This is a genomic window from Streptococcus sp. SM3, from assembly GCF_027497875.1.
Window position 1 is genome coordinate 16,157 of record NZ_JAJNSA010000024.1, and the last position, 11,751, is coordinate 27,907.

The window sequence follows — 11,751 nt, forward strand, 5'->3', positions numbered from 1 at the left end:
ACTCCTTTTTTGTTGGTTTGATAAAACCATTTTATTTTCGTTTATTTGTGAATATTATAACATACTAAGTAAGCGCTTGCAAGAATTTATGAGCACATTTTTAAAAGTTTTTTGAGCAAACAAAAACATTCCTCTTATCTCTACCAGAGGAATGTTTCAATCACCTTGTTCTAATTGTTGACGCTGCTTATAGTACTCTTGCTGCTCGCGCTCACGCTCTTCTTCTAAACGCTCTTCATAGCGCTTGAGTTCTGCCTCAAACTCTTCTTGCAAGGCAAATAAACGCTCCAAGCCACTTTGAGCCTCCGCACTTGGGGCTTGAAAATGCAGGGCACTCAGCCAGTCTACTAAATTTTCTGTATGTTGGCGGACATCCATACGCATATCCGCATAATCCCACTCCAACTCGCTAAGTTTCTGATTGAAGCGGTAATGTCGATCTTCTAGTTGTTCTAATTCACTATTTCCTGAATGGTACATCACATACCTCCTTTAATCGGACTCAATAAGATCGGCTTCTTCACTGATTTCAGTGCTGCTTCTGCCGCGTCCGCTGCTCCTCCTGTAAATCCATCTTTCAAATCACTGACTAGAGTTGTTGTGGCAAAAGAGCGCATCTTCTCGGATTGACCGGCCAAGGTCACCTGCAAACTCATCCCTTCCAACATCATCAAGGCCTTTTGCGTTGCAATCAAACTTCGGATCGCAATCCGCTCTTGCTCCTTTTTAATCTCTCGATGGAGCTCCTCAATTCGTTCTCTGTCCTCTCCCAGGATCTCTAACATCTTTTTCTCCTACTTATGAAAATCAAAGGCCGCTGCTTGTCCCTTATCCAAGTCCACCAATTGGGCTGATGCAGCCTCCAGTTGGCCTGCCAGATCTGACAGACGTGTCGAGTAGGCCTTTGCTTGGGCCAGGTTTTCCGCCTCGACCGCTTGGTCCCAGCAAGTATCCATGGAGAACTCTCCTAATAGTTGCTCCACTTCTGCGTCTGTTAAAAATTGGGTCATGCTGTGGGCCATTTGAGACACCTCAGCAACCTTATGGGAAACCGTCTCCTTGGCCACTTCTAGCTGATCTTTGAGCTCAGCCTCAAAGACCGTCGCTTGCGCTGAAGCATTTTGTGCTACTGCCAGTACCAATTCCTCTCGTAATTGAATGGTCTGGATACCAGATGCCCCTGCCAATTGCTGATGGAGGCTCGGAATACTTGGCCTTTCCTGCCCATACATGGAGACTACCGAGGCAGATGATGGCTGATTTTCTGAAGCGGACGTTGCCCAATCTCGTTGGGGCATTTCAATAATTTTCTGTGCCTGATCTTGCACTTCACCTTCTAACTCCATTTGAGATGGCCTCCTTTCTTGGATTTGTTTTTTCATTTCCTATAACTGAAAAAGGATCATAACCCTTCAGCTACAGGCAGATTCACACACTATAGGGTAACATAAAATAGCTCGGAATGCTATAAAAATAACACAATTTCTGAAAAAAAGTCTAATTTTTATGAAAAACGGTTCGGAGGTCTGAAAAGCAAAAAAAGACAGGCAATCCCTCAGCTCCCTTTTTTCGATTGAAACCTGAAAAGGCCATCAAAAATCCCCCGCTCTTTTGAGCGAGGGATGGCTGATAAACATCAGTTGTTCCTTGGCGTCTTATTTACGACGTCCTGGGCGTTCCTTGTAACCATAGTAAGCATCTTCGATGATTTCTTGCATATGGTCTACCATTGGAAGACGTGGGTTAGCTGGTGAACATTGATCTTCGTAAGCAAGGAAGGCCAATTCACGAGAATGTTTCTTCCATTCTTTTTCATCGATGCCTTGTGCTTTGAAGTTCATTTCGATACCACAGCGCTCACCGAGTTCGTAAACAGCTTTCGCGTAAGCTTCAACTGCTTCTTCTGGTGTAGAGCATGGAAGGCCAAGCATACGAGCGATGTCTTGATACTTCTCATCTGCACGGTAGTAGTTGTACTTAGGCCATGTTGCTGTCTTAGCTGGGCGTGTACCGTTGTAGCGGATAACGTATGGAAGCAAGATCGCATTGGTCCGTCCGTGAATTGTGTGGAATTGCGCACCAATCTTGTGGGCCATTGAGTGAGAAATACCGAGGAAGGCATTGGCGAAGGCCATACCTGCAATAGTTGACGCATTGTGCATCTTTTCGCGTGAATGGAAGTCCGCGTTCTTCACTGAGCTTTCCAAGTTTTCGAAGACAAGTTTGATGGCTTGAAGAGCAAGACCATCAGTGTAATCACTTGCCATTTGAGATACATAAGCTTCTGTTGCGTGAGTCAAAACGTCCATACCAGTGTCCGCTGCAACAGATCCTGGAACAGTCAATACCAAGGCAGGGTCTACGATGGCAACAGTTGGAGTCAATGAGTAGTCAGCGATTGGGTATTTACGGTTGTTTGCTTTATCAGAGATAACGGCAAATGGAGTTACTTCAGATCCTGTACCAGATGTAGTTGGGATGGCGATGAATTTCGTCTTCTTACCAAGTAATGGGAATTTGAAGGCACGTTTACGGATATCCATGAATTTTTGAACCAAGTCACGGAAGTCCACTTCTGGTTGCTCATAGAAGAGCCACATTACTTTGGCCGCATCCATTGGAGATCCTCCACCGAGAGCGACGATGGTATCTGGTTTGAAGGCGCGCATGATCTCTGTACCACGTTCAACAGTTGTGATATCTGGATCTGGTTCTACGTCTGCAAAGATTTGGTAAACCACCTTGTTGCGACGAAGGTCAAGCTGTTCGATGATGCGATCAAGGAAACCAAGCTCTACCATAGCGTGGTCTGTAACGATCATGACACGTTCAACGTCACGACATTTTTGTAGGTATTCAATTGAATCACGTTCAAAGTATGTTTTTGAAGGAAGTTTCATCCATTGCATGTTATTTCTCCGGCGTCCGACTTTTTTGATATTCAAGAGGTTGATGGCACTAACGTTGTCCCCAACAGAGTTGCGTCCGTAAGAACCACATCCAAGTGTCAATGATGGCAAGAAGGCATTGTAAACATCCCCGATACCACCGAAAGTCGAAGGAGAGTTGCAGATCACACGAATGGCTTTAACTGCTTTACCAAATTCTTTGGTCAATTCTTCATCAGCAGTATGGATGGCTGCTGAGTGACCAAGCCCGTTGAATTCAACCATTTGGCGAGCTTTGTTAATTCCGTCTTCACGGCTTTCAGATTTCAAAACAGCGATAACTGGTGACAATTTTTCACGAGTCAACGGTTCTTTTTCACCAACTTCTTTACATTCTGCCGCAAGGATGTTGGTTCCTTCTGGGACTGAGAAGCCAGCTTGTTCAGCGATCCATGCTGCTGGTTTCCCAACGATGTCCGCATTCAACTTCGCACCCGCACAGTTTTTGCTGTTAGCTTTCACACCGAAGCAGAACTCTTCAAGAAGGGCTTTTTCTTTTTTGTTGACAAAGTAAGTATGGTAAGATTTGAATTCTTCAACAAACTCATCGTAGATTTCTTTATCGATGATGACCGCTTGCTCAGATGCACAGACCATTCCGTTGTCAAATGATTTAGACATGACGATATCGTGGGCTGCTTGGCGGATGTTGGCTGATTTTTCAACATAAGCAGGTACGTTTCCGGCACCAACCCCAAGAGCTGGTTTTCCACAAGAGTAGGCCGCTTTCACCATGGCGTTCCCACCGGTCGCGAGGATCGTAGCAACTCCCTCGTGGTTCATCAGGGCACTCGTTGCTTCCATAGAAGGTTGGGTAATCCATTGCACACAGTTCTCAGGTGCTCCAGCTGCAATTGCTGCATCGCGTACGATTTGTGCTGCATGAGCAGATGATTCTTGAGCAGATGGGTGGAAGGCAAAGACGATAGGGTTCCGTGTCTTCAATGAAATCAAGGCTTTAAAGATTGCTGTTGAAGTTGGGTTGGTTGTAGGAGTGATCCCGCAGACAACTCCGACTGGCTCAGCAATAAGGGTCAAACCAGTGACGTCATCTTCTGAAATGACACCAACTGTTTTCGTGTGACGCATGTTGTTTACTACGTGTTCACAAGCGAACAAGTTCTTCGTCGCCTTGTCTTCAAAGACCCCACGACCAGTTTCTTCATATGCATGAAGAGCAAGCTCACCGTGTGCGTCAAGAGCAGCTACAGATGCTTTTGCAACAATGTAATCGACTTGCTCCTGATTCAATTTGCGCATTTCTTCAAGCGCTACGAGCGCTTTTTGCACCAACTCGTCTACGTGTTTTTCAGCAGCGAGTTTCTTTTCTTCAGGTGAGAGAGTTTTTTTATCAGCCATTTGATGCTTTCCTCCAATGTTTGAAACCCTTATCCTTTTCCGGAACTTTTTCTTGTTTTCAGAAACTTTCAAGAATAGTGTAAGAAATTTCGATTTGTTAATTATTTCACAATATAATTGTACTCTATTTTGAGTTTTTTGTAAACACTTCCAAGCAACTTTCACAAAGATTTTTTTTGAAATTTGTGAAAGTTTTATCAATTTGATTGCTGTAAAAGCAATTCTTTAGCAAAATTGTGAAAAAATAATTTAAAAAATTTTTTATTCACAAAGTGATGTTTTCAATTGATTTATGTAAGCGTTTTCTTAATCTTACTAAAAAAAACAGCTTTTTACAAGTAAAAAGTTGCTTTTTGTTTTATTTTGTTAGGATTTGTTTTGTTTCAGTTTCAGAGATGCTTTTTTACTTCTTGACTGGACCTTTTTCAGCCTTGTCAAGAGCTTCTTTGACTGTTTGAGCATAGAGTTCCCCACCATTGGTTTCCATATTGAAATGAACAGAGTCTGTTCCCACCCAAATATTTGGATTTTCCACGGCTACTTGATACCAGTCTGCAATGGTGATAAAATCGTATTTCTTGGCTAGTTCCAACTCATAAAGACGAGTTTGAACTGATTCACTGGACTGATCGTTAGCATATCGACCATCATATGGTGTCACAAGGATCAAGCGACGGCCTTTTGGAAGTTTTTCAACATACTGATCCAGCAACTCTTTGTAGTTGCTTACAGTATTGGTTCCTAGGGCAATGACCACATTTTTTAGGAGAACTTTATTGGAGATATCGGTCTCAAAGACCTTCATTCCATTTTCCAACTGACGGCTCACCACTGCATCGATCTGGATGCCCGGGATCGCTTTGGTTAGATAGTCCTGCGCCCGCAAGTTAACGGAGTCACCGATCATGGTCACACCATTTGAGACGTTATAGTCTGTTGCAGTCGCATTGTCCACCTGCGTCCGCGTAACCTGCATTTTGCTATCTGCTTGATTGAGCCCACTCACAACCAAACTCTCATCAAAAGCTCCGACGGTTGGTGCAAAGGCAGAGATTCCGATCATCAAGAGAGCCAGTGGAATCATGAGGTAAAAGATCGGCCTGGTCAAAAAACTCAGATCCATCTTCATACCAAAGACACGAGGCTCCTTGCCTGCAATGGTTGGCTCTAAAATATAGAAGGAAAGAGCCGTTAGAATCAAGGAAACGATCGTCGTCACAAGGGCTGCCATCATATTTCCCAAGTGTTGAGAAAAGATGATAAAGAAAGGCCAGTGGAAAAGATAGACACCATAACTGGTATCTGCCAAGAAATTGAGGATGGCTGGTTCCTTTTTATCTGGTGTCTTTTCATGGAGAATACGGGCCGACAGAATCATGGCACAAGCTGCGATTGTCGCTGCTAAAAAGCCAAACAGATAAGTCCACAAGCTATCAAATGGCAAGAAAAGACTGAGCACAAACAAGAAGGCAAAGCTTCCACCCAAGACCGACAAAGTCTTTTTCATACTCCAAGACTGCACCAGCTTTGTAAAGTTCGGGCTGACATTAGCAATCCCTGTTACCGTTGCTAGGCACGATCCCGCAAAGAAGGGGAAGATGTGAGTGAAGCTAGAGAAATAGATAGTGGAGAAGTTAGCTGTCAGAAAGGCGCGGATGAACATGGACAAGAAGGTAAAGAGAAAGAGCCCGCTGGATGCTAAGAAGAGCATGCCTCGGTATTTTCCAACCGTCTTAGCCCGCTTAGCCAAGAACCATGCCAGAAGCGCCCATAGTACATAGTAATGCACTTCTAGGGCCAAACTCCAGGTATGAAGAAAGAGATGCGGAATGAAGTTGCTTTCGTAACTACCACCAGTTGCCATCTCAAAGAAATTGGTCACAAAACCAAAGACCGCCGCAATCTGTGTCCCAATACCAGCCACGTAGTCCCGTTGCACCATAAAGGTAAAGGGCATCACGACCAAGACCATAAAGACAAGGGGTGGTACGATCCGGTAAAAGCGCCGTTTCAAGAAAGACAAGTAGTCGATTCCTTGCTTGCGCGCAAATTCATCGATCAAGAGCGCTGTAATCAAAAATCCTGAGAAGGTGAAGAAAATATCTACCCCAATGAAACCTCCAGGAAAGGCTTTTTGGAAGAAATGGTAAAGCAATACCAATAAGAGTCCTGTAACACGGACGAGTGAAAACCATTTAATGCGCATTTTGATAAATCCCCTGCTTGAATGTTCCTTTGTATACGACGTTGGCTTCTGTGGTTAAGGTGCCTTTACCCTCCGGCTGGCCGTTAACAAACTGCCCTTCATAGGTCCAACCATCCTTGGACTTAAACTTACCATAGCCGCTAAAAGAGCCGTTGACGAGGTTACCTGTATAGGTATCCCCATTTTTAAAGGTGACGGTTCCCTTGCCATTCATCTTGCCACGGACCAAACTTCCGTCGTAACGGATCGCCCCCTTATCCAAGGTCAAGACGTCCTGACCTGGAATGGCTGAAAGGAAAACCAGCAAAGCAGATAGAATAATCACAACTAATGCTGCTATTTCTAAATTTTTTCGCGTCAGATAGACCTTATAGGTCTCATAAAATTCTTTCATATTCTGTATTCTCTCACATATCAAACTCTTAGGAAGTGGCTAGCTGATCCAACCAGGCCTCACAGCCAGTCAGAACTCTAGAATAGGTCTCCTCAAAATCACCGGTATACCATGGATCTGGCACACTTTCTGTAGCAAAAAGATGAACCTTGTGCTCTGTCCCTGCAGGAGCCATTCGCTTCAGATCTGCTACATTGTTTTCGTCCATCCCTAGGATCAAATCAAAGTTGTAAAAATCCTCTTCTTTGATCTGTAAGGAAGTCTTGGCTGGATCATACGGGACCTGGTGTTGTTGAAAGATTTTCTGGGTTCCCCGGTGGATGGGATTCCCATGTTCCCAGCTAGAAGTGGCCCGACTTTCAATCTCATACTGATCCGTCAAGTCCTTCATGACAAACTCCGCCATAGGACTCCGACAAATATTTCCTAAGCAGACAAAGACGATTTTTTTCATGATTCCACCTAACTCCTTGTTCGGACTACCCAATCTCCATGAGCCCTTCGCTTTCCACTATGGAAAACCAGCATACTATTACCATTATAACAAAAATGTGACAGAAAGATGACAAAGGGGCTCTATCATTTTAAAGAAAAATCAGATTCCCTTTTCAAATCTGATTTTTTTCTCTATTTTGGAAAACGAACCTCTAATTGAGGCCATTTGGTCTGCCAATTCTTCTTTTTCATTCGCTCTGTATAAACCGCCAAACGCTCTGAACTGGCTAAAAAATGTGGAGTCGGCTGAACGATGAAGTCTTCAATATCCCTTGTCCCATAGGGGAGAAAGAGCTCCAGCTGACCATCTTTCCTTAGGCGAACCGCAAGGGCCGTACACTGCTCGGGGTATTTGGAAACCGCATCACAGGCACTGCGATAAGGAGCCGTCCCCGGGCTATGCTGGTGCATGTAGACTTGATTCTTCACTTCCCAAGCGTACTGGGGATAGGTCTTTTTTAATCCCTGCTCGATCTGCTGCGTCTCCTCATAGCTGATTGCAGGGTCATAAAAAACTAGATCCATATCGGTTGTCGCATCAAATCCTGGTCTTCCAGAGAGCTGGTTCCAGATGAAATTGCGCACCGCGCCCGCTGCTAACCAGGCATCTGCTAAGTCTAGATCCCGAATAATGGCCAAGACAGTCATCATCTCCGGATCCGCTTGGATTTGTTCTACGATTGCTTCTTCCGTCAGCATTTTCTTCTAGTCTCCATTGTAGGGATAACCCAGGTGTTCATAAGCCTTGCGGGTCGCCACGCGCCCTGTCCGTGTCCGCATGATAAAGCCTTTTTGAATCAAGTAAGGCTCATACATATCTTCTACGGTCTCGCGCTCTTCGGCAATATTGACCGATAGAGTCCCAAGCCCGACCGGGCCACCGCCGTACATTTCAATCATGGTGCGCAGGATCTTTTGATCGACATAGTCCAGTCCTTCATGGTCCACATCCAGCATAGAGAGGGCCTTGTCGGTAATGGTATCGTCAATCAAGCCATCGCCCATAATCTGAGCAAAATCGCGCACCCGTTTGAGCAAGCGATTGGCAATCCGAGGGGTCCCACGACTACGAAGAGAAAGCTCTTCAGCGGCTTCGTGGGTAATCTCCATCTCAAAGATCTCGGCGGTCCGCTCGACAATCTCTGTCAGATCATCTTGCTCGTAGTATTCCATATGCCCCGTAATTCCAAAGCGAGCGCGCAAGGGATTGGACAGCATACCAGCTCGCGTTGTCGCCCCAATCAAGGTGAAAGGAGGAAGGTCCAGATGGACACTCCGGCTGCTCTCGCCAGCGCCAATCATAATGTCGATATAAAAATCTTCCATGGCGCTGTAAAGCACTTCCTCGACTGACATAGGCAGACGGTGAATCTCATCGATAAAGAGAACATCGCCCGGCTCTAGATCATTGAGGATGGCTACCAGGTCACCAGCCTTTTCAATGACAGGACCAGAAGTCTGCTTGAGATTGACGCCCAGTTCATTAGCAATGACAAAAGCCATGGTGGTTTTCCCAAGCCCCGGAGGGCCAAAAAGAAGGACATGATCCAGCGCCTCATCCCGAAGCTTAGCTGCCTCGATAAAGATTTTCAGCTGGTCCTTGACCTTATCTTGACCGATATATTCATGTAAATATTGCGGGCGCAACGTCCGTTCAACGGCCTCTTCATCGCCCATGATTTCATTGTCTAAAATTCTACTCATACAGTCTATTATAGCAAAAAATGATACCTTCGGTACCATAAATAGAATGTGTTTTTTAAAGATCCTAGTTCTCACTAGCGTTCGAACTGCGTCAACGTACCTAAGCTCACTAACGTTTGCTAAGAAATAAGGAACGTAGTTTTCACTCCGCTCAAACTGCATCAATGTACCTAAGCTCACTAACGTTCGCTAAGGTACATAGAAAAAAGCCACCGGTTTTGGTGGCTCTTATAGGGAGATTATTATGAAAAAGTTTTAGGAGTTTTATCATTCAAAGTTAGGAGGTCTTTGATGATGGTATTAGTATACGATAGGAAGCTTAAACTTTCCTTATAGTTTTTCTAAAAAATTTTTTCTAGAAAAAGAGGATGTCCCAAGCAAGATTTTCACATCCTTGTTTGGGTCACCCCTTTCCTCCTTATTTCTTAGCGATGGCATGGTAGCTAGTCTTGCTGGTGAAGACTTGACCTGCTCTCAAGATGACCTTTTCAGCCTGGTCACTGTGAATGGCATCTGGCACTGTTTGGAATTCTAGAGCCAAGCCATTGTGCTGAACCATTGGTTGGCCTTGCAGATGAACAGTTTCGTCTACGAAATTGGCTGAATATACCACCAAGGCTGGGGCTTCTGACCTGAAGGTCAAAAAACGTCCAGATGGCTGATGGTAAAGAAAGCCGGCATTTTCATGCCCTTCTGGAAGAGCAAATGGATGGTCTAATCCTTCTACCAGACGGATTTGCGGATCAGAGTCCTTAAAAAGATCCTCCAAGAGCATAGCTTGGTAGAGATGCTGGACAACCGGACTTTCTCTATCCACGGTCTGAAGAGGAACACCGTCTGGATGGATAGGGTAAAGCCCTTGATGGTTGATCTGAAAGACATGGTCATTGATCGGCTGGGTGAAGTTCCCAGATAGGTTGAAATAGCTGTGGTTAGTCGGGTTGACCAAGGTATCTTGATCCGTTTCTACCCGATAAGCAATCTCGAGTTCACCATCTTCAGTCAAACCATAGGTTACCCAGATCTTGAGATTTCCAGGGAAACCACCGGTTCCATCTGCACGTTCTGTGTATAGGGTAATTTCCTGATCCGTTACCGACTCCACGCTAAACAAAGCGCTGTCCCAACCCGTCGGTCCACTGTGGTTGCAGTTGGCACCGTTATTGGCCTCCAAGTGATAGGTCTCTCCATTGAGTTCAAAGCTAGCTCCTGCAATCCGACCTGCTACCGGTCCAATACTAGCCCCATATTTAGGGCTATTGCCCACATAGTCCTCAAAGCGATCAAAGCCTAGAATAATATTCGTAAACTGGTCTTCTTTATCCGGTGTCACATATTCTAAGATCGTCGCCCCATAGGTCATGACAGATAATTGGTAGCCCTTGTCATTTTCGAGGCGATAAGCCCGAACCTCTTGATTTTGCCATTCCCCAAACACGCTTTCTTGATACTGTTTCACTAACCTTCTCCTCTCACTGTTTTTCTCCATTGTATCAGTTTCACAAGAAGAAACACTCCACTTTTTATAGAAAATTAGTGGCTATTCTTTATGAAATGGATGAATGATCACCCCTTGAACAACCCGATTGACGGTACCAGTCGGTGAAGGTGTGTCTGGGCGATTTTGCACCTTGAGCGAAGTCAAAAGAGAAATCAATTGACCATAGATAATGTAAGGGAAGGCACGGTAGATATCTAATGAGTCTGCTGATGCTTCCACCAACACTTCCCGTACATGCTCGATCCCTGCAGCTTGATCAGCCAAGAGAACGACCTGACGGGCAATTTGATCTCCTGCAACTTCGCGAACCAAGTCCAGATCATACTGACGGGTATAAGAATCAATGGAGCCAAATACCAGGACCAGAGTCTGGTCATTGATGAGGGATTTCGGACCGTGACGGAATCCGACAGGACTTTCATACATGGTTGCAATTTTTCCTGCTGTTAATTCCAAAATCTTGAGCTGGGCTTCATGGGCTAGGCCAAAGAAAGGTCCTGCTCCCAGATAGATCACGCGCTCAAAGTCTAGATCGACCACTTCCTTGACCGCACGGTCCTGCTCCAAGATTTGTTCAGACAGATGAATCAGTTCTTCTACTCGTTTTTCTTTGATCTCTTCCTCGCTTGGATCAAAGACCAAGAGAGCTGTCAAGAGCATGGAGGTAAAGCTAGAGGTCATCGCAAAGCCAGCATCGTTGGTTTCTTTTGGTTGGAGAAGCAAGAGATTGCGCTCATCTCCGTGGGCTTGCTGGGCCAGTTTCCCTTCTTCGGCACAGGTAATGGTGATCTGATAGAGCTCATCAACCAAGTCTTGAGCTAACTGCACGGTTGCGACACTTTCTGGCGAATTGCCACTCCGGGCAAAAGATACTAAAACCGTTGGAACCTCTTTTTTCAAATAGGTTTGAGGATGAGCTACGATATCCGTCGTCGCAATGGATTGAAAATTCCAGTGGCGTTCATCGTGCACTTCCTGCAAGTAAGGAACCAAGGTATCCCCCACATATGCTGAGGTTCCTGCCCCTGTCAAGATGACCTTGATATAGTCATGCTCTTGCCCAATCTTTTCTAAGAAAGCTTTGATTTCCGCTTTTCTTTCTTGGTACAAGCGAGCCGTTTCTTTCCAAACACTTGGTTGTTGG

The 11,751-nt window shown here is 45.1% G+C and carries 11 protein-coding genes; all 11 read right to left on the reverse strand.

Features of this window, described 5'->3' with window-relative positions; translation table 11 throughout:
* Positions 1 to 156: 156 nt before the first annotated feature.
* Positions 157 to 480: a hypothetical protein gene (locus PAN06_RS05715; RefSeq protein ID WP_003009394.1), complete on the reverse strand. Its 324-nt coding sequence runs from the start codon at positions 478 to 480 to the stop codon at positions 157 to 159.
* Positions 480 to 785 carry a hypothetical protein gene (locus PAN06_RS05720; protein ID WP_269795827.1) on the reverse strand — a complete coding sequence of 102 codons (306 nt, stop codon included), beginning with the start codon at positions 783 to 785 and terminating at the stop codon, positions 480 to 482. Before PAN06_RS05720 ends, PAN06_RS05715 begins: the two co-directional genes overlap by 1 nt.
* Before the next feature lie 9 nt (positions 786 to 794).
* Positions 795 to 1,346 (reverse strand): hypothetical protein, encoded by a 552-nt coding sequence (locus PAN06_RS05725; RefSeq protein WP_269795828.1) that lies wholly within the window; start codon positions 1,344 to 1,346, stop codon positions 795 to 797.
* A gap of 309 nt (positions 1,347 to 1,655) precedes the next feature.
* Positions 1,656 to 4,307, reverse strand: coding sequence for a bifunctional acetaldehyde-CoA/alcohol dehydrogenase (gene adhE / locus PAN06_RS05730; protein WP_070449224.1), 2,652 nt, complete (start codon positions 4,305 to 4,307; stop codon positions 1,656 to 1,658).
* 403 nt (positions 4,308 to 4,710) lie between these two features.
* The gene (locus PAN06_RS05735; RefSeq protein WP_269795829.1) at positions 4,711 to 6,513 is read right to left on the reverse strand and encodes an acyltransferase family protein; all 1,803 of its coding nucleotides are present in this window, start codon (positions 6,511 to 6,513) and stop codon (positions 4,711 to 4,713) included.
* On the reverse strand, positions 6,503 to 6,907 hold the full coding sequence (locus PAN06_RS05740) for a hypothetical protein (RefSeq protein ID WP_269795830.1): 405 nt from the start codon (positions 6,905 to 6,907) through the stop codon (positions 6,503 to 6,505). The genes PAN06_RS05735 and PAN06_RS05740 overlap by 11 nt, the downstream gene beginning before the upstream one ends.
* A gap of 28 nt (positions 6,908 to 6,935) precedes the next feature.
* Positions 6,936 to 7,361 carry a low molecular weight protein-tyrosine-phosphatase gene (locus PAN06_RS05745; protein WP_269795831.1) on the reverse strand — a complete coding sequence of 142 codons (426 nt, stop codon included), beginning with the start codon at positions 7,359 to 7,361 and terminating at the stop codon, positions 6,936 to 6,938.
* Between the two features lie 173 nt (positions 7,362 to 7,534).
* Positions 7,535 to 8,101 (reverse strand): nucleotidyltransferase family protein, encoded by a 567-nt coding sequence (locus tag PAN06_RS05750; protein WP_269795832.1) that lies wholly within the window; start codon positions 8,099 to 8,101, stop codon positions 7,535 to 7,537.
* A 6-nt stretch (positions 8,102 to 8,107) separates the two neighbouring features.
* Entirely contained in the window at positions 8,108 to 9,106 is a 999-nt protein-coding gene (gene ruvB, locus PAN06_RS05755; protein ID WP_021154208.1) for a Holliday junction branch migration DNA helicase RuvB, read from the reverse strand.
* A 418-nt stretch (positions 9,107 to 9,524) separates the two neighbouring features.
* Complete coding sequence (locus PAN06_RS05760; protein ID WP_118398187.1) at positions 9,525 to 10,565, reverse strand: aldose epimerase family protein; 1,041 nt, start codon at positions 10,563 to 10,565, stop codon at positions 9,525 to 9,527.
* A gap of 81 nt (positions 10,566 to 10,646) precedes the next feature.
* A partial coding sequence (locus tag PAN06_RS05765; protein WP_269795833.1) for an SIS domain-containing protein occupies positions 10,647 to 11,751 on the reverse strand: 1,105 nt, incomplete at its 5' end.

What these genes read in the sequence shown, in the direction of transcription:
- ruvB (WP_021154208.1), bottom strand. Translation starts at nt 9,106, where the DNA reads ATGAGTAGAATTTTAGACAATGAAATCATGGGCGATGAAGAGGCCGTT.
- PAN06_RS05750 (WP_269795832.1), bottom strand. Translation starts at nt 8,101, where the DNA reads ATGCTGACGGAAGAAGCAATCGTAGAACAAATCCAAGCGGATCCGGAG.
- PAN06_RS05740 (WP_269795830.1), bottom strand. Translation starts at nt 6,907, where the DNA reads ATGAAAGAATTTTATGAGACCTATAAGGTCTATCTGACGCGAAAAAAT.
- PAN06_RS05725 (WP_269795828.1), bottom strand. Translation starts at nt 1,346, where the DNA reads ATGGAGTTAGAAGGTGAAGTGCAAGATCAGGCACAGAAAATTATTGAA.
- PAN06_RS05720 (WP_269795827.1), bottom strand. Translation starts at nt 785, where the DNA reads ATGTTAGAGATCCTGGGAGAGGACAGAGAACGAATTGAGGAGCTCCAT.
- PAN06_RS05745 (WP_269795831.1), bottom strand. Translation starts at nt 7,361, where the DNA reads ATGAAAAAAATCGTCTTTGTCTGCTTAGGAAATATTTGTCGGAGTCCT.
- PAN06_RS05735 (WP_269795829.1), bottom strand. Translation starts at nt 6,513, where the DNA reads ATGCGCATTAAATGGTTTTCACTCGTCCGTGTTACAGGACTCTTATTG.
- adhE (WP_070449224.1), bottom strand. Translation starts at nt 4,307, where the DNA reads ATGGCTGATAAAAAAACTCTCTCACCTGAAGAAAAGAAACTCGCTGCT.
- PAN06_RS05715 (WP_003009394.1), bottom strand. Translation starts at nt 480, where the DNA reads ATGTACCATTCAGGAAATAGTGAATTAGAACAACTAGAAGATCGACAT.